Origin of the sequence: Lysinibacillus sp. FSL L8-0126 (assembly GCF_038630385.1) — a bacterium.
GTDB classification, from domain to species: Bacteria; Bacillota; Bacilli; order Bacillales_A; family Planococcaceae; genus Lysinibacillus; species Lysinibacillus fusiformis_D.
Window position 1 is genome coordinate 1231948 of record NZ_CP152028.1, and the last position, 20902, is coordinate 1252849.

Annotated in this window: 14 protein-coding genes, 18 tRNA genes, 2 rRNA genes and 3 riboswitches; of the genes, 3 read left to right on the forward strand and 31 right to left on the reverse strand. The window is 41.2% G+C overall.

Annotated elements, in window-relative coordinates; genetic code table 11:
* Nucleotides 1-329: 329 nt before the first annotated feature.
* Nucleotides 330-569 (forward strand): transposase, encoded by a 240-nt coding sequence (locus MHI34_RS05930; protein WP_058845214.1) that lies wholly within the window; start codon nucleotides 330-332, stop codon nucleotides 567-569.
* A gap of 107 nt (nucleotides 570-676) precedes the next feature.
* Here the strand turns inward: MHI34_RS05930 and MHI34_RS05935 are convergent, their stop codons facing one another.
* From MHI34_RS05935 to MHI34_RS05970, 8 genes are all read right to left on the reverse strand, one after another.
* The gene (locus tag MHI34_RS05935; RefSeq protein WP_058845213.1) at nucleotides 677-1045 is read right to left on the reverse strand and encodes a hypothetical protein; all 369 of its coding nucleotides are present in this window, start codon (nucleotides 1043-1045) and stop codon (nucleotides 677-679) included.
* Between the two features lie 482 nt (nucleotides 1046-1527).
* Entirely contained in the window at nucleotides 1528-2826 is a 1299-nt protein-coding gene (locus tag MHI34_RS05940) for a nucleobase:cation symporter-2 family protein (protein ID WP_036121997.1), read from the reverse strand.
* A complete protein-coding gene (locus tag MHI34_RS05945) occupies nucleotides 2826-3410 on the reverse strand; it encodes a xanthine phosphoribosyltransferase (RefSeq protein WP_058845212.1) in 585 nt (194 codons plus the stop codon). Before MHI34_RS05945 ends, MHI34_RS05940 begins: the two co-directional genes overlap by 1 nt.
* Before the next feature lie 134 nt (nucleotides 3411-3544).
* A riboswitch (purine riboswitch) is annotated at nucleotides 3545-3646 on the reverse strand.
* 164 nt (nucleotides 3647-3810) lie between these two features.
* Nucleotides 3811-5634, reverse strand: a complete 1824-nt coding sequence (locus tag MHI34_RS05950; protein WP_342504258.1) for an APC family permease — start codon at nucleotides 5632-5634, stop codon at nucleotides 3811-3813.
* A 118-nt stretch (nucleotides 5635-5752) separates the two neighbouring features.
* Nucleotides 5753-5903, reverse strand: a riboswitch (cyclic di-AMP (ydaO/yuaA leader).
* 192 nt (nucleotides 5904-6095) lie between these two features.
* Nucleotides 6096-6620, reverse strand: coding sequence for a PepSY domain-containing protein (locus MHI34_RS05955; protein ID WP_058845210.1), 525 nt, complete (start codon nucleotides 6618-6620; stop codon nucleotides 6096-6098).
* A gap of 91 nt (nucleotides 6621-6711) precedes the next feature.
* The gene (locus tag MHI34_RS05960) at nucleotides 6712-7383 is read right to left on the reverse strand and encodes a PepSY domain-containing protein (RefSeq protein ID WP_058845209.1); all 672 of its coding nucleotides are present in this window, start codon (nucleotides 7381-7383) and stop codon (nucleotides 6712-6714) included.
* Nucleotides 7380-8675, reverse strand: coding sequence for a HAMP domain-containing sensor histidine kinase (locus tag MHI34_RS05965; protein ID WP_058845208.1), 1296 nt, complete (start codon nucleotides 8673-8675; stop codon nucleotides 7380-7382). Before MHI34_RS05965 ends, MHI34_RS05960 begins: the two co-directional genes overlap by 4 nt.
* A complete protein-coding gene (locus MHI34_RS05970; RefSeq protein WP_271912110.1) occupies nucleotides 8665-9360 on the reverse strand; it encodes a response regulator transcription factor in 696 nt (231 codons plus the stop codon). The genes MHI34_RS05965 and MHI34_RS05970 overlap by 11 nt, the downstream gene beginning before the upstream one ends.
* 208 nt (nucleotides 9361-9568) lie before the next feature.
* Between MHI34_RS05970 and MHI34_RS05975 the strand changes: the two genes are divergently transcribed.
* On the forward strand, nucleotides 9569-10834 hold the full coding sequence (locus MHI34_RS05975) for an Nramp family divalent metal transporter (RefSeq protein ID WP_089934921.1): 1266 nt from the start codon (nucleotides 9569-9571) through the stop codon (nucleotides 10832-10834).
* Nucleotides 10835-11076: 242 nt separating this feature from the next.
* Here the strand turns inward: MHI34_RS05975 and MHI34_RS05980 are convergent, their stop codons facing one another.
* Complete coding sequence (locus tag MHI34_RS05980; RefSeq protein WP_036122023.1) at nucleotides 11077-12540, reverse strand: amino acid permease; 1464 nt, start codon at nucleotides 12538-12540, stop codon at nucleotides 11077-11079.
* An 82-nt stretch (nucleotides 12541-12622) separates the two neighbouring features.
* A riboswitch (Lysine riboswitch) is annotated at nucleotides 12623-12799 on the reverse strand.
* Between the two features lie 176 nt (nucleotides 12800-12975).
* Here MHI34_RS05980 and MHI34_RS05985 point away from each other — a divergent pair.
* Nucleotides 12976-14184, forward strand: a complete 1209-nt coding sequence (locus MHI34_RS05985) for an MFS transporter (RefSeq protein WP_058845206.1) — start codon at nucleotides 12976-12978, stop codon at nucleotides 14182-14184.
* A 66-nt stretch (nucleotides 14185-14250) separates the two neighbouring features.
* Here the strand turns inward: MHI34_RS05985 and MHI34_RS05990 are convergent, their stop codons facing one another.
* The 22 genes from MHI34_RS05990 to MHI34_RS06095 form a co-directional block, all read right to left on the reverse strand.
* Complete coding sequence (locus MHI34_RS05990) at nucleotides 14251-14781, reverse strand: hypothetical protein (RefSeq protein WP_271912108.1); 531 nt, start codon at nucleotides 14779-14781, stop codon at nucleotides 14251-14253.
* Nucleotides 14782-14806: 25 nt separating this feature from the next.
* Nucleotides 14807-15853, reverse strand: a complete 1047-nt coding sequence (locus tag MHI34_RS05995; protein ID WP_089934917.1) for a nitric oxide synthase oxygenase — start codon at nucleotides 15851-15853, stop codon at nucleotides 14807-14809.
* A gap of 318 nt (nucleotides 15854-16171) precedes the next feature.
* A tRNA-Glu gene (locus tag MHI34_RS06000) sits at nucleotides 16172-16243 on the reverse strand.
* Between the two features lies 1 nt (nucleotide 16244).
* Nucleotides 16245-16321 (reverse strand) — tRNA-Asn (locus tag MHI34_RS06005).
* Nucleotides 16322-16328: 7 nt separating this feature from the next.
* A tRNA-Ile gene (locus MHI34_RS06010) sits at nucleotides 16329-16402 on the reverse strand.
* A 4-nt stretch (nucleotides 16403-16406) separates the two neighbouring features.
* A tRNA-Gly gene (locus MHI34_RS06015) sits at nucleotides 16407-16480 on the reverse strand.
* Between the two features lie 6 nt (nucleotides 16481-16486).
* Nucleotides 16487-16562, reverse strand: a tRNA-Phe gene (locus tag MHI34_RS06020).
* Nucleotides 16563-16566: 4 nt separating this feature from the next.
* Nucleotides 16567-16659, reverse strand: a tRNA-Ser gene (locus MHI34_RS06025).
* Nucleotides 16660-16672: 13 nt separating this feature from the next.
* Nucleotides 16673-16748, reverse strand: a tRNA-Ala gene (locus MHI34_RS06030).
* A gap of 15 nt (nucleotides 16749-16763) precedes the next feature.
* A tRNA-Pro gene (locus MHI34_RS06035) sits at nucleotides 16764-16840 on the reverse strand.
* Between the two features lie 15 nt (nucleotides 16841-16855).
* A tRNA-Arg gene (locus tag MHI34_RS06040) sits at nucleotides 16856-16932 on the reverse strand.
* A 19-nt stretch (nucleotides 16933-16951) separates the two neighbouring features.
* A tRNA-Lys gene (locus MHI34_RS06045) sits at nucleotides 16952-17024 on the reverse strand.
* Nucleotides 17025-17038: 14 nt separating this feature from the next.
* A tRNA-Gln gene (locus MHI34_RS06050) sits at nucleotides 17039-17113 on the reverse strand.
* Between the two features lie 9 nt (nucleotides 17114-17122).
* Nucleotides 17123-17198 (reverse strand) — tRNA-His (locus MHI34_RS06055).
* A gap of 47 nt (nucleotides 17199-17245) precedes the next feature.
* Nucleotides 17246-17319: transfer RNA gene (locus MHI34_RS06060), tRNA-Trp, on the reverse strand.
* Between the two features lie 4 nt (nucleotides 17320-17323).
* Nucleotides 17324-17407, reverse strand: a tRNA-Tyr gene (locus MHI34_RS06065).
* A 7-nt stretch (nucleotides 17408-17414) separates the two neighbouring features.
* A tRNA-Thr gene (locus MHI34_RS06070) sits at nucleotides 17415-17490 on the reverse strand.
* 9 nt (nucleotides 17491-17499) lie between these two features.
* Nucleotides 17500-17575 (reverse strand) — tRNA-Asp (locus MHI34_RS06075).
* A gap of 3 nt (nucleotides 17576-17578) precedes the next feature.
* Nucleotides 17579-17653: transfer RNA gene (locus MHI34_RS06080), tRNA-Met, on the reverse strand.
* A 26-nt stretch (nucleotides 17654-17679) separates the two neighbouring features.
* Nucleotides 17680-17755 (reverse strand) — tRNA-Val (locus tag MHI34_RS06085).
* An 11-nt stretch (nucleotides 17756-17766) separates the two neighbouring features.
* Nucleotides 17767-17882 (reverse strand): 5S ribosomal RNA (rrf, locus tag MHI34_RS06090).
* Nucleotides 17883-17948: 66 nt separating this feature from the next.
* Nucleotides 17949-20876: ribosomal RNA gene (locus tag MHI34_RS06095) — 23S ribosomal RNA — on the reverse strand.
* Nucleotides 20877-20902: the final 26 nt, after the last annotated feature.

Sequence of the window (20902 nt, forward strand, 5' to 3'; positions counted from 1 at the left end):
ATTGTAAAAAACAATGTTCAGAAATGATAGGAAATGGAGGGTGAAAATCTCGACTCTCGCCAGCTCCATAATCCATTAGCATGAAATGTCACATTTTTATAGCTTAATTTTCGAAAATAGGATGTTATTACTTCAGGTCACTCACAATATTATGAATACGATCAAAAAGAGACTGGGACATAACCCAACATCAGAAACGTCTAGAATTGGAATATCCATCTGTACGGAATATTGTACATGCTTTCAACGTACGTTCATGAGAAGACTGTTTAGGATGTTCATTCCGTTCATCTTGTACAAAAGCAAAGGAAGGCACCAATTAGAAAATCATGGTGAATGAAAAATGGAAACAGCAAAAAGAATATGTTAGAGTCAAGCTTTCGGAAGAGAAAACGAGTGCCATCTATCGAAAACGCAAAGTCGATGCAGACCCAGTTTTTGGATTCTTAAAGGCTAATTTGAGTTCCATTCGGTTTTTAATACGAGGAAAATCGAAGGTTGAAAACGAAATACGTTTAGCATTAATGGCAGTTCGGAAATATATTGCCATTAATCAAGAAATGAGGTAAAGAAAATCAAAAAACTTAGTCAAATAAGTAAAAAGGGAAATCGAACAACATCGATTTCCCTTTTATCTTGAATATCAGCTAGTTTTGTCCCAGCCTCTTACTAAAAACTAATCAAGATATCTTGATAGCATACCAGAATACCAGACTTTCCAATAGTCACCATTTACGCCACCGTGTTCAATGGTTGTGGTTTCTTTGCTTAGTGTTCCTCCGTATTTATTTCCATTATTTAGTTGTTTATACACAAATTTTGTTTTAGGAGTATCTGCTGCCATCTGATACTGGCTTTTAGGATACAGCTCAAAAACTCTTTCATATATTTGATTACTAAAAGTAGTAATAGGAAGATCTATGCTAATCACTGTATTCCCTTGATGTGGTAAATTAGTTTCAATAGGTTCTTCTGCATTTGCATTGGCAGCAATCCCTAAAGACAATCCTACTGTTGTTGCACCTAATATAAGTTTTTTTAACATGTAAATTAATACCTCCATTTTCATAATATGTATCACAAATATTATTATAATCCATTTTACATAAATGGTAAATATTACTTTTTCCCAATTTTCACAATTAATTCATATATCAAATTAATCCAATTACAAAAAGTTAAATTTCTTCCGAATACGTCTGATGTCAATTTTGCGACTACTATTTCATTTCTTTAGTTATTTTATATTCAAGAGCTCTAACCATTGAACAAAAAATATATAGTGCTCATCATAAGTTATGAAGTATACTTTTCTAACTTCTTTCCCCTTTTTGGCAGAATAAAAATAAGAAAAAACTTAATAACCTGAATTTCAATTTAGCTTGTTCTTCTAAAGAATAATCTTTTACGCATACAAAAAAGCCACCTACTTTCAACTAAATTAATAGCCAAAAGATAGGCGACTTTACAACGTTCTTTTCATCAAAACATGTGGGGTATTTAGATGAAAGTTATTTAATTTTCCCTTTATACTTCACCATGCATCGGGTCTTGCTTATGCTTAGGCCCAATCATATTGAATAAAATATTAAGGATAATCGCTGTGACAGAACCACAGACGATACCGTTGGATGTTAAAATAGACACTTTTTCTGGTAGTGCATCAAAAATGCCAGGAACGACTGATACACCGACCCCTAAACTTACTGCAATCGCAGCAATCATCGCATTCTCAGCTGACTCATTCATAACTGGTACAAGCATCCCCATACCTTGTGTAATCACCATTCCGAACATCGCAAGCATCGCTGCACCTAGTACGGATGTTGGAATAATCGTTGTTAACGCTGCGATTTTCGGTAGGAAGCCAAGTGCTACTAATAATCCACCAGTGATGTAAATGACTTTACGGTCCTTAACGCCTGACATACGCGTAAGTCCCACGTTTTGTGAGAATGTTGTGTAAGGAAAGGCATTGAAAATACCACCGATTACTGAAGCTAGACCTTCTGAACGATAGCCGCGAGCTAAATCCTTTGAATCTAATTTTTTATTACAAATATCACTTAGTGCAAAATAGACACCAGATGACTCTACTAAAGATACCATTGCTACAAGTGTCATGGTGATAATTGCCGTTACATCAAATGTTGGCATGCCAAAGTAGAAAGGTTGTACCATGTGAAATACATTAGCATCCGCTACTGGCGTGAAATCCACTTTGTCCATGAATGCACCTAAAACGGTACCTACTACTAATCCAATCAGAATAGAAATCGCACGAACAAAACCTGTAGAAAAACGATACACGATTAAAATAATGATTAATGTAATAAACGCTAATGCCACATTAGAAGCAGAAGCAAAATCCTCAGCACCTTGTCCACCTGCCATATTGTTTAAAGCTACTGGTAATAAGGAAATACCGATAATCGAAACAACGGATCCAGTTACTACTGGAGGGAAGAATTTCACAAGCTTGCCGAAGAAGCCCGCAATAATCATTACAATTACACCAGAGGCAATAATAGAACCATAAATATCTGTAATACCTTGCTCTGGATTGGTGCCGATCGCAATAATTGGACTTACTGCTGTGAATGTACAGCCAAGTACTACAGGTAAGCCAATCCCGATGAATTTACCTGAATATACCTGTAAAAGTGTTGCAATCCCGCACATCATAATATCAATTGCTACTAAATACGTCATTTGTGTTGAATCAAAGCCAATTGCTCCACCAATAATCAGTGGCACTAAAATGGCTCCAGCATACATCGCAAGTAAATGTTGAATCGCTAGCGCAGTTGATTTAAAGGTATTCATTACGAGCGAGCCTCCGTAGCAAATGTTACATTGCCATCTTCAAGAGAGTCTACAATCGCTAATGACTCAACGCGAACTCCCTGCTCACGCAATAATTTTCCACCATCTTGGAAGCCCTTTTCAATAACGATGCCCACACCCACAACATGCGCACCAGCTTGTGCAGCAATATCTAGTAAGCCTTTGACAGCTTCACCATTTGCTAAGAAATCATCAACAATTAAAATATTATCGTCCTCATTTAAGAAATTACGTGATACAGAGATCTCATTTGTTTCATTTTTTGTAAACGAATGTACCTTTGATGAATAAAGGTTATCTGAAAGTGTTAACGATTTGCGTTTACGAGCAAACACGACAGGCGCGCCAATTTCTAACCCTAACATAACAGATGGTGCAATACCTGAAGATTCTATTGTTAAAATCTTTGTAATCACTTGATCAGAGAAACGGTTTGCGAATTCATGCCCAATTTCCTTCATTAATATTGGATCAATTTGATGGTTTAAAAATGAATCAACTTTTAATACGGATGAAGATAATACTTTACCCTCTTGCATAATTTTGTCTTGTAATAACTTCATTTCTTTTATATCCTTCTTTCTTTCAGAGTAATAAAAAACGCTAAATACCTTGTTTCCATTCAGCTACGAGTGGAGCAAAGCATTCAGCGTAAAAACGTCGAAACGAATAGAAAACATCATTATAATTGAAGTTCTCTAAAAGCATTGCTACCCATAGTCGATTTATTTACGGTAAATCGGTAGAAACTTGCGAGCCCTATTCTCGCTATTATATGAGTGGATTTGTATGAAACTATCAGAATATCCAATTTATCACTTTATTCGGCAAGAACCTATAACTTTTACGAAATAAAGTTTGATTTTTCGGAATTTAATGGTATTTCGCAACTTTTCAATTGCAAACGTTCGTGTTTTCAATCAACGTACTGATTATAACAGACTATTTTCTAGCTTGCTAGCATTATTTTGATAAATGAAAAGGGACTGTCATAATGACGACATTTCTGTGAAATAACAGTGTCGTACGAATGAGTAGACTCGATTGGTTGTGTAGCATATGATGCCACCCTTTTTTCGGTAGAAATTGAGGAATCACAACCGTCACTTTATGATTTGTTTTAGTACAATGGTGCTCTACTTTATCAATAAATTTCATCAATGGCTGTGTAATGCTACGATATGGTGAATAGTAAGTCACTAACCGTACATCAGGTTGCCATGCGTTCCACTTCTCTTCAAAAGCTTTTGCTTCTGCTTGATCGAAAGCTACATAAAAGGCGATCACTTTATCCACCTTAAGTGATTTAGCATAATGAAGAGAGTTTTCAACTACCTTTGTTATACCAGCGACTGGCACAATGAACACATTTCCCTCAATAGTAGTCAGCTCCTCCTGATTCAATCTCAATTGTTCTCCAACGGCTTGATAATGGTGCTTAATCCGATGAAATACAAAAATAATGATTGGTAAAAAGACGAACACTGGCCATACTTGGGGCATTTTTGTCACAAAGAACATCATAGCTACAATGAAAGAGATCGCTGCTCCAATTGTATTGATAGAAAATTTTGCTACCCAACCTTTAGGTTTTTCGCGCCACCATTTTCGCATCATTCCCGTTTGCGCTAATGTAAACGGAATAAATACCCCAACTGCATATAGCGGAATTAAATGCTCTGTGGCACCATCAAAAAGAATAATTAAGACAATGGCCGCAACACCTAGCATCATGATGCCATTTGAATAACCAAGACGATCTCCACGAATTTGGAATATTCTTGGGATAAAACCATCCTTCGATAAATTCACAGCAAGCAATGGAAAGGCTGAATACCCTGTGTTTGCGGCAAGTACTAAAATCATTGCTGTTATACCTTGCACAATATAATAAAAGAGATTTCGACCAACACTAGCTTCTGCCAGTTGGGAAACTACTGTTGCCTCTGCCGTTGGGGCAATCCCATAAAAATAAGCTAAACTTACAATACCAATAAATAAAACAGCTAAAATGGCGCCCATCGCTAAAAGTGTTTTTGCTGCATTATTAGGAGCAGGATTTCTAAAATTAGGAATAGCATTAGAAATAGCTTCTACCCCGGTTAACGCTGAGCTACCTGAGGCAAATGCCTTTAATAAAATAAATAAGCTAATCCCTGCCACTGGTGTACCAACCTTTGGATGCAGCTCTGCTGGCACCTGACCAGTTGTAACCTGATAGAGCCCAATCCCAATTAACAAGAGCATAACGCCTACAAATAGATAGACTGGGTATGCCAAGATAGAGGCTGACTCTGTTACACCTCGTAGGTTTAAAATTGTTAAGAAAATCACAAAAACGATAGCAATGGGTACATTGTATGGATGAAGGCTTGGAAATGCCGATGTAATAGCATCTGTACCTGCTGAAACACTAACTGCTACTGTTAAAATATAATCAACAAGCAAAGAGCCTCCAGCTACAAGACCTGCATTCACTCCTAAATTTTCTCGCGATACTACATAAGCGCCACCACCATGTGGATAAGCAAAAATAACCTGACGATAAGATAAAATCAGTGCCACAAGCAGAACGACCACTCCAACGGCAATCGGTAAAGAATACCAAAGGGCAAGTGTGCCCACTGTCATAAGAACAATTAAAATTTGTTCTGGTCCATAGGCTACTGAAGACAAAGCATCGGACGATAAGATTGCCAATGCCTTTGCTTTACTAAGCTTTTGTTCCCCTAACTCATCGGATCTTAATGGTTTGCCGATTACATAACGTTTGAATGAGGATTTCATTGATAAACACCTTCTAGTTTCATAGAATGTGTTTCGCCTCTCTAAATAACATCAAAAAACGTCTACAAGTCATCACTAAATAAGACTTGTAGACGTTCATCCGTCTGCCAAGCTCCACTTTTCTGCTCTTAACGCTTACGAGGTTAGCTGTCGGATTCGGGCCTGAGTAGCCCTACCCCTCCAAATGGAAGAGATTCACCCCAAGAATGGCTTATGCCATACATCAAAATTGGTTCCCCCGCGTTTAGTTGCTTCAGCGATTTAGAAATTTGAAACTTTTATAATGATGTCATATTACGCCTGCTGATTGAAAAAGTAAAGAAGAAAATTTTTCATTTTCACGAGTGAAAAACATAGACTTTTTTCGAGCATATGTTAATACTCGTCATTGCTGCCAATACTCTCGCTACAACAAAAAACTGTCTTAAAAGTATGCTCTACTTTTAAGACAGCTCGCTCTTTTAGTCTTCCATATCTTGTTCAAAATCAACAATGTTCCCTGTCATTGCATCCACATCTACTTCATATTCATACTGACCATCTTTCAATTCTATTTCATATAAGCCATCATCCAGCTTAATTTTTGTCACGGTACCATTTGCTTTCGTTAAGGCTGTTTCGATAGCCTGTTCTTTTGTAATAATTTTCGCTGTTGGCGTGCTAACAGAAATGTAATTATCCCAATCATCGTCATCTCGACGCTCTTTTTTCTGCTTCAGTAATTTTCCCGTATAAGCATCAAATTTTAAATCATATTCCGCTGTCTCGGTATGCACCTCTACTTCGTAAATAGAGCGGAATTGATTTTGATCAAATTCGATATCCGCAACAGTCCCATCAACTATTGCTAATGCTTTCTTCTCAATCTGCTGTATTGTTAATACCTTATTTTCTTGCGCATTTCCTGATAATAAAGTTGTCGAGCCAATTGCTGCTCCAACCCCAAGAGTAACTACCAATGCTGGAATCATAATTATTTTTTTCATATTCATCTCTCCTTTGTTTTATCTATTCTTAGCTTAGCAAGCGAAGATGATAGAACTATAAGAGGAACATTAGAATTTCATGAGAAGTGATTTATTGTTCGTCATCCCATGTAACAGACAGAACCTTTCCTGAAACGGCATGAATTTGAAAAGTGGCTTCGTCATCCTGTGTTTCAATTTCAACTAAATAGTAACCACCCTCTGAGGTTTCTTCAAAATCGACTGAATCCACCTCTCCCTTCAATTGCTCCAGTGCTATTTGAACGGCTTGCTGCTCAGTAATAATAGGCCCTTCTACAGATTGTTCTTGTGGCTCCACCATTTTCTCCGATAATACTTCACCGGAATAGCCATCAAGTGTGATATCTTTTTGCTTGCTATCTTTTTCAACTCGCACTGTATAAATGGAATCTGTTAACATAACACTTTCTACATCTCCATATTCCTGTTTAACCATCTGCCTGATTTGCTTTTCTGTTAACAGTAATTTACTTTGTCCTTCTTTTATTTTTAAATCAGTCACCTGTTGTGTCGTAGCATCGAGCACAGCTCCATACTTGATATGATCTCGCGTAAAGAGCATTTCATAGGTTTTTCCTTGTTTCTTCACCTGAGTAACATGACCTTTATAGATTGTTTCAACATGGCGAATGGCCTCCGCTTCGCTAAGAGGCTCGACTTGAAAATAACGCGTTTGAATAAACCAAAACGTTCCGCTACCGAGAAGGACAATCACAACAATTATCAACAGCCACTTTCTCATTGTTGTCCCTCCTTTGGTATACATAAGGTAAAGCTTGACCCTTCTCCAATTGTACTTTTTACATCCATCATTATCCCCAATTGTTCTGCAAGCCCATGCGCTATGGCAAGTCCTAGCCCAGAACCACCTGTCTTACGGTTACGATCTCCTGTTACACGATAAAATCGCTCAAACAAATGTGGAATATGCTCCGCTGGAATACCAATACCAAAATCTTGGATGGTAATGCATACATGATTAGCTGTTTCTGTTGCGAGAATATGCACTTCCTCCTCACTATATTTCCTAGCGTTATCCAGCAAAATAAAGAGTAGTTGCTTTAATATTTTTTCATCACTATAAACAAAACTTGGCTTCTTCACATCAACTATAAATGCTCGATGATACGCATGCTGCATTTGGGAAGCCACTTTATTCAAGAACGGCGCGAGCTCTAGCTGTTCAAAATGAATGTCCAGATGCTCATTATTTTTAGCTAGTTCTAGCAATTGCAGCACCATTTCATGCATGCGTGATGATTCATTGGCAATAGCTAGTAATGATTCCTGTGCAACTTCCCGATTGTCAAAACCTCTTCTGAGCAGTAATTTTGCATAGCTTTCAATAACCGTAATGGGTGTCTTCAATTCATGGGAAGCATTCGATACAAATTCTTCTTGCTTTCGATAATGCTGTTCAAGCTTTTCCATCATCATATTAAAAGTACGGTTAATGTTTGTTAACTCATCCCCACCTTTTACTGGTATATCCATTTTTTCATATTTTCCTGTCGATGCACTTTTTCGCATAGTCTCATTTAAACGTTCTAGCGGTAATAAAATAAGTCGCCCAAGTACTAGGCTTGCTAAGAAAATAGGAATCGTTGCAATAACAGATACAATAATCAATATAACCTTTAGCAAACTTAATGTCCGTTCTACTTCTTCCATGGATTGCTGTAATGTGATATCCACAACCGTTCCGTCTATCCAAATAGCAGGCATTGTATAGGTAATGGAAGGGCCTTCTGGCATGTCAAGGGTAGCCTGAACCTTTGTTTTTAAACGCTCTCCATCATAAATGTAGACGGCACCATCTGTCGGCATATAGGCTCTTAATACTTGCTGTAGGTTAGTTTGAGCATTTAACTGACTGAATGTGGAGCTTAAATCATTGGCACGTGTTTGAAGCTGATGATATTCCGTATCATAGGCAGATTTCTCATACAATAAATAAATTCCACTGTTTGTGGCCACTAATATTACTAGCATCAGCAATGTTGTAAGTAGATGAATTTTTGTTTTAAGTCTCATCACGATGTTCCTTCAACACATAGCCAACTCCACGAACTGTTTGGATAATAGGCGTTGCATTAGCAGCTTCAAGCTTTTGTCGTACATAGCGAATATAGACATCCACAACATTTGTATCCCCATAATAGTCATAGCCCCATACAGCCTCTAGTAGCTGTTCCCTAGTCAGTACTTGTTTAGGATGCTTTAGTAAATAGAACAATAAATCATATTCACGAGGTGTCAGTTGAATATCTTTATTAAAATATACGACCTCTCTTGTTTGCTCGTTTATCGATAAGTGTCCAAATGCAAGGGCAACTTGTTTTGGACTAGCCTTTTGTGAAAATCGTAAAGCATTGCGAATACGCGCCAGCAATTCTTCAATTTCAAACGGCTTTGTCACATAATCATTGGCTCCTAAATCCAATCCTTTTACTTTATCCTCCACCTCACTTTTGGCAGTAAGCATAATAACAGGTGTCTGGGATTCCGTTGCACGAATCCGCTTTAGCACATCAATGCCACTCATCTCAGGCAGCATGACATCAAGTAGGATCAAATCCCATGGCTGTTCACGGTAACGAAGCAAACCATCTGTCCCTGTATGAGCCATTTCCGCCTCAAAGCCTTCAAATTGAAGCTCAAGCTGTAGCACTCTCGCAATATTTTCTTCATCTTCTATAATTAAAATTCGATTGGTCATGTCGAATCCGTCCTTCATCTTTTCTTTTCATCGTAAACGATGCTGGTGGTGAAAGTCTAATTAGAAAATGATGAGAATGGCACATACTTATAGAAACTTAAAGCAAACCACTTCACTTTTTTGATTCCTAGCGTTAGAATACTAATATCTTATTTTCCTATAGGAAACTTTATTTCGTTAATGATACTTTTTGAAACGAGGGAACAATATGGTTTACAAACGAGTCACAAAATCGTCTGCCGAGGCGGTTTTAGATGGAGATATAAAAGGTTGGCGACGCTTTTTACCATTTTTAGGACCTGCATTTATTGCAGCCGTCGCCTATATCGATCCTGGTAATTTTGCTACAAATATTACAGCAGGCTCTCAATATGGCTACCTGCTACTTTGGGTTATAGCCTTTTCTAATTTAATGGCCGTGTTAATTCAATCCTTATCTGCCAAGCTTGGAATTGCGACAGGTAAAAACTTGCCTGAAGTAGCACGCGAGCATTTTTCTAAAAAAACATCCATCTTTTTATGGATACAGGCTGAATTGGTCATCATTGCTACAGATCTCGCTGAATTTATTGGTGCAGCATTAGGGCTTTACTTGCTCTTCAATATCCCTATGCTGCCCGCAGCATTAATTACGGCAGTTGGTTCATTTGCTATTTTAGAACTTCAAAGAAGAGGATTTAGAGCCTTTGAAGCCGGTATTTCGGGCATGGTGTTAATTGTTGTCTTAGCATTTGCCTTCCAAACATTTTTAGCACAGCCAGAATGGGGCGATGTAGCGATTGGCATGTTCACGCCACAGTTTGAAGGTGTAGATTCACTATTATTAGCAACAGGTATTTTAGGAGCAACTGTCATGCCTCATGCTATTTACTTACATTCATCGTTAACGCAAAATCGTATTGTTGGTCGGAATGAAAATGAAAAAAAACGTATTTTCCGTTTTGAATTTATCGATATTATCATCGCTATGATTATTGCCGGAGCGATTAATATGAGCATGCTGATCATTGCTGCAGCAGTCTTCCACACACAAGGCGTGGTTGTAGAAGATTTAGATGTTGCCTACAATGGCTTAAAAGATGCGCTCGGCCCCATGGCTGCTATTTCATTTGGTCTTGGTTTACTTATTGCCGGGCTAGCTAGCTCCTCTGTCGGGACGTTAGCAGGTGATGTAGTCATGCAAGGATTCATTCAAAGAAAAATACCACTTTATTTACGTAGAGCGATTACTATGGTGCCGCCTCTAGTCATTATTGCTTCAGGCGTGAATGCAACCTATGCGCTCGTTCTAAGTCAGGTTGTTTTATCTTTCGGTATTGCATTTGCTCTTGTCCCTCTTGTTATGTTTACAAGCAAACGAAACATCATGGGCAGTTTAGTCAATCACCGTATTACAACGTTTTTAGGTTGGTTTGTTGTTATTATCGTTGTGACATTGAATATTTACTTACTGTGGGAAACAATATTTGGATAATAAAAATCAGGTACTCGAGATGAACTGCCCCGTAAAAGTTTGATTTCTAACTATTACGGGGCAGTTCAAGAATGGGTACCTGTTTTTTATTTGATTAGACATCGACTTTCGAATGGCTAGTTAGTAAATACTAATATTACTCTATATATGATATTATTTTTTGATATTTTTAACGACGATTAAGACATAAAAAGCTGTCCCATAAACCAATCATTCATTAGTTTACAGAACAGCCCTACTATTTAATCTTCCACTTTTAAATCACATTCTTGAAGTGAAAGCATTTTTGTTTTGTGCTTGATTTTGTAGCCAAACCATAACAGTAAAAATAGTGGGATTCCAACATAAGAAACTAATATCCCATACCAATCAATTTGGTCTCCCGTAAAGGCCGTGTAATTTTGCCCAATGACCACAATCATACAAACAGTAAAGGCAAATAGTGGTCCAAACGGGTACAATTTTGCTCTATAAGGTAATAGCTTTGGATCTAGGCCCTGTGCCTCAAATGCACGACGGAAGCGATAATGACTAAAGGCAATGCCGAGCCATGCAATAAAACCAGACATACCAGAGGCGTTTAACAGCCAAATATAAACAACGCCATCACCAAAGAAAGACGCTAAAAAAGCTAAGCAACCTACAGCTAATGTTGCCATCAATGCATAAATTGGTATTCCTCGACGACTTAGCTTTGTGAAGAACTTAGGCGCATGTCCATCCACTGCTAATTGCCATAGCATACGTGATGATGCATAAAGCCCTGAATTTCCAGCTGACAGCATAGCCGTTAAAATAATGGCATTCATTAACGAAGCTGCAAAGGCAATACCTAAGCGGTCAAACACTAATGTAAACGGTGATACTGCGATATCTTCTGATAATAAGCGTTCATCTGTAAATGGAATCAACATTCCGATTGCACCAATTGCTAAAATATAAAACAAAAGAATACGCCAGAATACGGATTTAACAGCCTTTGGAATATTTTTTCCTGGATCGTCTGTTTCACCTGCTGTAATCCCAAGTAACTCTGTTCCTTGGAATGAAAATCCGGCTGCTAGGAAAATTCCAAATGTAGCTAGGAAGCCACCGTGAAATGGTCCATCACTAATAAAGAAATTAGTAAAGCCTACAGGTGCCTGTCCACCTAAAATACCAAAAATCATTAATAAACTGATAATAATAAAAACAATGACTGTCACTACTTTAATCATCGCAAACCAATATTCACTTTCTCCATAGCTCTTTACAGAAAGTAAATTAAATGACAGTACAACAGCAATAAATAATACTGTCCAAAGGGCTGATGAACTATCAGGGAACCAATATTTCATAATTAAGGATACTGCCGCAATTTCTGCTGCAATAGTGATTGCCCAGTTATACCAATAGTTCCAGCCTAATGCAAAGCCTAGTGCTGGATCTACAAATTTTGTTGCATACGTACTAAATGAACCGGATGATGGCATATAGGCAGCCATTTCCCCTAAGCTTGTCATTAAAAAGTACACCATAATACCGATTAGGGCGTAGGCAAGCAATGCACCACCAGGTCCAGCTTGTGCAATGGCACCACCACTGGCTAAAAATAGTCCCGTACCAATTGTACCGCCTAAAGAAATCATTGTGATATGACGGCTTTTCAATTCTTTTTTCAGCTTTGGCGCTTTATGTCCGAGCTGATTTACTTTTATTTCACTCACGATATAGCTTCCTTCCTATTTACGAGGCAAAAAAATGCCATCACATATACACTGTGATGGCTAAGTTAATCCTCAGTTTTTCCTAAATGATAGCTCAACACGTTGTGCAAACGTGACAGTTCTGTTCCTTTCGGAGACAGCCCCAGCATGAGGTTTTCAAGTCCCCTCACACTTCGGCAATATTCCCTTTCAGCTAATCTCATCAATGCTTGTCATTTCCATTAGCATACTTATAAATATCGCGACCTCTACCTCAATACAAACATGAGGCATATAATTATTAAATTTATGATGCTTATTATATTAGCATAAGACCTTTGACATTTCAATATAACAATAAATGTTCTGTATTTTGTGAATCTTCTACTATTTTTATTAGTTTGTTAAAGTGTTATAGTAGTTCAATTAGAGCGGTTACGAACAGGGGGATTTATTTTGACTACAAATGATCATTCCGCTAGTTTTCCGAGTAAAAAAATTAGCTGGAGGGGAACAACCTTACTTTTAGTGTTCGGAGTTATCTTTATAGCCTCTACATTAAGAATGCCACTAACTGTTGTTGGCCCTATTATATCATTTATCCGTGACGATCTTGGTATTTCTAATGTACTTGCAGGCTTTCTAACAACGATTCCATTGCTCGCTTTTGCTACCATCTCACCATTTGCGCCCGTTGTAGCACGCAAACTAGGGCTTGAGCTAACACTATTTTTATCCACTATTTTATTAGCCTTGGGGATTGTTCTACGTTCCCTTGGTACAACGGGGTTACTTGTATTTGGTACTGTACTCATCGGCATAGCGATATCATTTGGAAATGTGCTGATTCCAGGATTATTAAAATTAAAATTTCCATACCATGTTGGTTTATTAATGGCATTTTTCACTATGTCGATGAACTTAACGGCTGGGCTTGGCGCAGGTATTAGCTATCCTATAGCCAATTCATCATTTGGCTGGCAAGGAGCGCTGTCCATTGCACTTGTACTAGTGGTCGTAACGATTTTAATTTGGATACCTCAATTGAAATCAAATAAACCTGAGCCAGCCACTACCTCTAAAATGACGAGTACACCCTTATGGAAGTCACCTGTTACTTGGGCTGTCACAGGTGCAATGGGATTACAGTCTTTATTATTTTATACGACTGCTGCTTGGATTCCCGAAATCTACATCGCCCAGGGATTGGCTCCTGACAAAGCTGGTTGGATGTTTTCTATCATGCAATTTTCACAAGTACCAATGGCATTGGCTGTGCCTATCATTGCAAGTAAAATGGCTTCTCAAAGACCTCTTGTAGTGATGTTTACATTCTTCTATTTAATAGGCTTTACTGGAGTTGTCATGGAGTGGACAAGTCTTGGGGTACTGTGGATGATTCTTTTAGGTTTAGCAGGAGGTTCTTCATTTGCCTTAGCGATGATGTTCTTTACACTTCGTACACGCACGGCATTTGAGGCAGCAGATTTATCAGGCTTTGCACAATCATTAGGTTATTTATTTGCCGCCATTGGCCCTATTCTTTTTGGCTACTTACATGATTTATTTGGTGGCTGGAATATTGCTGGTTGGCTCTTTGTAGCTGTGGCGACCATTCTTTTCTTTTGCTCAATGAGAGCTTCTAAAGACGAATATGTCCATTAAAATAAAGCAGATGGGATAACTGCTCATATTTCCCATCTGCTTTACTTCTATATAAGTATAGACGTTTTATTTGTCCAATTGCTGTAGTAAGGTTAGCAGTTCAGTAAGACGGTCTGCTGTTTCTTTGTTGTGAGCTATAACTGCTGCAAAAATAGGAACAGCCTCTTGTAAGAGTATATAACTAAAATAATAATAGCTTACAAAAGCTTTCTGCTCATAACCCTTTGGCGTTTCCTCCTCCCATTCCAGCTCATCATTCTCTTCGTGATCCATCCATAAATATTTGACATCTAACAGCTCCTGCATAGTTTGAACTGAATAGGATGGGTCTAGATAATCTTCAGAAATTGCATGTGCCACAGCTAAATAAAGCTCTACTTCTTGTACAGAGACATCCCCCGTATTTTTGCTAGCAAGCTTTTTTAGAAGGACAAGCAAAGCCCATGGTGTGACCTGCCATAGTGTACCTTGATGCTCCACTAACTCAGCTAGCTCTGTATATTGCTCCTGTTCAATCAGCTGAGGGATAGCCGTTCCTCTTCCATAAGGTGTCGTCAATTGTAACCACGGGATACTCGGAATTTGCTCATTCAACATAGCGTTTCGTCCTCTCCACAATCAGTTAATAGCATGGTTTTTGATAAAAATAATTGGGTGTATGATAAATATTGACATAAGGTTTATGGAAAATATGAGTCGTTGCGGGCGAAAGTGGTGGGATTAGCCATGTCCAGTTGCCTGTAACGTCTCGTCCTGCTGATTCCTCTGCTTCTTCAAACAATTTAAACTGCTGAGCAGCTGTATGATGATCGACAATGCTCACGCCTTGTTCTTTAAAAGAATGAAGGACAGCAATATTAAGCTCCACTAATGCACGATCACGCCAAAGTGAAGCTTGCTTGGTTGTATCAAGATTAAAAACCTCCGCAATAGCTGGTAGCATATTATAACGGTCATGATCTGCTAAATTACGTGCACCGATTTCTGTCCCCATATACCAGCCATTAAAGGGTGCGGCTTGGAAATCAATGCCTGCCATTTGAAAACGCATACTTGAAATTATGGGTACAGCATACCATTTCATTCCTAATTTCTCTACATCCACTGACTCTGGATGACGAATTGGCACCTCTAAAATATATTCTACAGGAATTGTAAACAGCTGCGGAGCTCGCTCATCTACTTGTATAACAAGAGGTAACACATCGAATGGTGTCCTCTCACTTTTCCAACCTAACGATTCACATACTTTAGTAAAAACAATAGAATGTGCATCACCAATAACGCCAGCTTCCGTTTCATAGCCTGCATAACGAATTAGCTGATGATTCCATATACGCACCCTGTTCGAAGCAAATACTGTTATTGTTGGACGGATTTTTCCACTATTTGTTGCATAATCGATATGCTCCAGTAGTTTTTGAAAAATATCCTGTTCATCTAAAACGGCACGTGCATCTACTACATGCAATGATTGCCAAAACAGACGACCAATACATTTGTTACTATTACGCCACGCCACCCGTGCACCAAAAGCTAGCTCCTCTGTTGTTGGGTCGTACTCACCTGCATTCTTAATCTGTTGTAATCTATTCGCTAACCAACGCTCTGATTCATCTTGTTCTGTCTGATATAAACTTAAAAATTGCTGGATCTCCTGTATATTCATTTCGATTCCTCCACTTATCCTCATATTAGAGGAACAAAACGACAAGCACCACGAAAATAGCTATAAAAAAACATACATATTGCATATATGAAATAGTTTGTTCAAATTTATAATGAATCGAATCATGATTAGAAGATATTGTGAATGAAGAAGGAAAAGAGGTGGGCGACATCTTATAGAAAGGAGAAACAAAATATTAGTCATGTAAAAAAGCTACTGAACCATTGATAGCGGATTCGTAGCTTTCACTCTTTACTAATGTATCATTTATTGATAAAAGAAAAAGCATGTAACACAATATTTGTGCTACATGCTTGATGACCCGTACGGGATTCGAACCCGTGTTACCGCCGTGAAAGGGCGGTGTCTTAACCACTTGACCAACGGGCCGTGGCTCCGAAGGCAGGACTCGAACCTGCGACAACCTGATTAACAGTCAGGTGCTACTACCAACTGAGCTACTTCGGAATAATGATGGGCCTAAATGGACTCGAACCATCGACCTCACGCTTATCAGGCGTGCGCTCTAACCAGCTGAGCTATAGGCCCATTTTGGAGCGGGTGATGAGAATCGAACTCACGACATCAGCTTGGAAGGCTGAGGTTTTACCATTAAACTACACCCGCAAATAATGGTGGGTCAGGACGGAATCGAACCGCCGACACTTAGAGCTTCAATCTAATGCTCTACCAACTGAGCTACTGACCCAAAATGGAGGAGGTAGAGGGATTCGAACCCCCGCGCGGTGTTACCCGCCTGTCGGTTTTCAAGACCGATCCCTTCAGCCAGACTTGGGTATACCTCCAAAAATATTGAACTGGTGGAGCCTAGCGGGATCGAACCGCTGACCTCCTGCGTGCAAGGCAGGCGCTCTCCCAGCTGAGCTAAGGCCCCATTTATCATAAAAAATGGTCGGAATGACAGGATTCGAACCTACGACCCCTTGGTCCCAAACCAAGTGCTCTACCAAGCTGAGCTACATTCCGAAAACATAAATTTATTGGCGCGCCCGACAGGAGTCGAACCCATAACCTTCTGATCCGTAGTCAGACGCTCTATCCAATTGAGCTACGGGCGCAATATTCATTAAAAAACGATGAGCCATGAAGGACTCGAACCTTCGACCCTCTGATTAAAAGTCAGATGCTCTACCAACTGAGCTAATGGCTCGTAAAAAAGAAAAATGGCTGGGGTACTAGGATTCGAACCTAGGCATGACGGAATCAAAATCCGTTGCCTTACCGCTTGGCTATACCCCAATTTGAAAATGGGGCGACTGATGGGAATCGAACCCACGAATGTCGGAACCACAATCCGATGCGTTAACCACTTCGCCACAATCGCCACTATATAAATTATAACAGCTGTATATGAACGAGTACCTCAATACCTGGCAGGGGCAGTAGGAATCGAACCCACACCAAAGGTTTTGGAGACCTCTATTCTACCGTTGAACTATGCCCCTAAAATGGTGGAGGGGGACGGATTCGAACCGCCGAACCCTAAGGAGCGGATTTACAGTCCGCCGCGTTTAGCCACTTCGCTACCCCTCCAAGGGAATGGTGCCGGCGATAGGAGTCGAACCCACGACCTACTGATTACAAGTCAGTTGCTCTACCAACTGAGCTACACCGGCAAAAAAAAATGGCGGTCCCGACCGGGATCGAACCGGCGATCTCCTGCGTGACAGGCAGGCATGTTAACCGCTACACCACGGGACCATTTGGTTGCGGGGGCTGGATTTGAACCAACGACCTTCGGGTTATGAGCCCGACGAGCTACCACTGCTCCACCCCGCGATAATACTATACTGTTTTAAAAATAATGGTGGAGGATGACGGGCTCGAACCGCCGACCCTCTGCTTGTAAGGCAGATGCTCTCCCAGCTGAGCTAATCCTCCACGAAAAATAAGCGAAGCGATGTCCTACTCTCACAGGGGGAAGCCCCCAACTACCATCGGCGCTAAAGAGCTTAACTTCCGTGTTCGGTATGGGAACGGGTGTGGCCTCTTTGCCATCATCACTTCACTTATTCAGTTGAAAGAGTTGTTCTTTCAAAACTGGATAAACGGTTCATTGAATGTTTCAAACGTTTTGGTTAAGTCCTCGATCGATTAGTATTCGTCAGCTCCATATGTCACCACACTTCCACCTCGAACCTATCTACCTCATCGTCTTTGAGGGATCTTACTTACTTGCGTAATGGGAAATCTCATCTTGAGGGGGGCTTCATGCTTAGATGCTTTCAGCACTTATCCCGTCCACACATAGCTACCCAGCGATGCCTTTGGCAAGACAACTGGTACACCAGCGGTGTGTCCATCCCGGTCCTCTCGTACTAAGGACAGCTCCTCTCAAATTTCCTACGCCCACGACGGATAGGGACCGAACTGTCTCACGACGTTCTGAACCCAGCTCGCGTACCGCTTTAATGGGCGAACAGCCCAACCCTTGGGACCGACTACAGCCCCAGGATGCGATGAGCCGACATCGAGGTGCCAAACCTCCCCGTCGATGTGGACTCTTGGGGGAGATAAGCCTGTTATCCCCGGGGTAGCTTTTATCCGTTGAGCGATGGCCCTTCCATGCGGAACCACCGGATCACTAAGCCCGTCTTTCGACCCTGCTCGACTTGTAGGTCTCGCAGTCAAGCTCCCTTGTGCCTTTACACTCTACGAATGATTTCCAACCATTCTGAGGGAACCTTTGGGCGCCTCCGTTACCTTTTAGGAGGCGACCGCCCCAGTCAAACTGTCCGCCTGACACTGTCTCCTGCCCCGCTAAGGGGCATGGGTTAGAATTTCAATACAACCAGGGTAGTATCCCACCGACGCCTCCTTCGAAGCTGGCGCTCCGAGATCTCTGGCTCCTACCTATCCTGTACAAGTTGTACCAAAATTCAATATCAGGCTACAGTAAAGCTCCACGGGGTCTTTCCGTCCTGTCGCGGGTAACCTGCATCTTCACAGGTACTATAATTTCACCGAGTCTCTCGTTGAGACAGTGCCCAGATCGTTACGCCTTTCGTGCGGGTCGGAACTTACCCGACAAGGAATTTCGCTACCTTAGGACCGTTATAGTTACGGCCGCCGTTTACTGGGGCTTCAATTCGCAGCTTCGCTTGCGCTAACCACTCCTCTTAACCTTCCAGCACCGGGCAGGCGTCAGCCCCTATACGTCACCTTACGGTTTTGCAGAGACCTGTGTTTTTGCTAAACAGTCGCCTGGGCCTATTCACTGCGGCTCTCATGCGCTTGCACGCTCAAGAGCACCCCTTCTCCCGAAGTTACGGGGTCATTTTGCCGAGTTCCTTAACGAGAGTTCTCTCGCACACCTTAGGATTCTCTCCTCGACTACCTGTGTCGGTTTGCGGTACGGGCACCTCTCACCTCGATAGAGGCTTTTCTTGGCAGTGTGAAATCAGGAACTTCGTCCATACGGACTCGCCATCACAGCTCAACGTTACAGTGTGCGGATTTGCCTACACACACGCCTTACTGCTTGGACGCGCATAACCAACAGCGCGCTTACCCTATCCTACTGCGTCCCCCCATTTCTCAAACGGTGAGGAGGTGGTACAGGAATATCAACCTGTTGTCCATCGCCTACGCCTATCGGCCTCGGCTTAGGTCCCGACTAACCCTGAGCGGACGAGCCTTCCTCAGGAAACCTTAGTCATACGGTGGACGGGATTCTCACCCGTCTTTCGCTACTCATACCGGCATTCTCACTTCTAAGCGCTCCACCAGTCCTTCCGGTCTGACTTCAACGCACTTAGAACGCTCTCCTACCACTGACATCGTAGATGTCAATCCACAGCTTCGGTGAATCGTTTAGCCCCGATACATTTTCGGCGCAGCGTCACTCGACCAGTGAGCTATTACGCACTCTTTAAATGATGGCTGCTTCTAAGCCAACATCCTGGTTGTCTGTGCAACGCCACATCCTTTTCCACTTAACGATTACTTTGGGACCTTAGCTGGTGGTCTGGGCTGTTTCCCTTTTGACTACGGATCTTATCACTCGCAGTCTGACTCCCGTGTATAAATATCTGGCATTCGGAGTTTGTCTGAATTCGGTAAACCGGGATGGCCCCCTAGTCCAAACAGTGCTCTACCTCCAGTATTCTCATCACGAGGCTAGCCCTAAAGCTATTTCGGAGAGAACCAGCTATCTCCAAGTTCGATTGGAATTTCTCCGCTACCCACACCTCATCCCCGCACTTTTCAACGTGCGTGGGTTCGGGCCTCCAGTAAGTGTTACCTTACCTTCACCCTGGACATGGGTAGATCACCTGGTTTCGGGTCTACGACCACGTACTATTTCGCCCTATTCAGACTCGCTTTCGCTGCGGCTCCGCCTTCTAAAGCTTAACCTCGCACGTAATCGTAACTCGCCGGTTCATTCTACAAAAGGCACGCTATCACCCATTAACGGGCTCTAACTACTTGTAGGCACACGGTTTCAGGATCTCTTTCACTCCCCTTCCGGGGTGCTTTTCACCTTTCCCTCACGGTACTGGTTCACTATCGGTCACTAGGTAGTATTTAGCCTTGGGAGATGGTCCTCCCGGATTCCGACGGAATTTCACGTGTTCCGCCGTACTCAGGATCCACTCAGGAGAGAACGAACTTTCGACTACAGGGCTTTTACCTGCTCTGGCGGACCTTTCCAAGTCGCTTCATCTAACTCGCTCTTTTGTAACTCCGTATTGAGTGTCCTACAACCCCAAGAGGCAAGCCTCTTGGTTTGGGCTCTTCCCGTTTCGCTCGCCGCTACTCAGGGAATCGATTTTTCTTTCTCTTCCTCCAGGTACTTAGATGTTTCAGTTCCCTGGGTCTGCCTTCAAGACGCTATGTATTCACGTCAAGATACTACGCGATTAAACGTAGTGGGTTCCCCCATTCGGAAATCTCCGGATCAAAGCTCACTTACAGCTCCCCGAAGCATATCGGTGTTAGTGCCGTCCTTCTTCGGCTCCTAGTGCCAAGGCATTCGCCGTGCGCCCTTAATAACTTAACCTAACGGCTTTCAATAAAAATATCGGA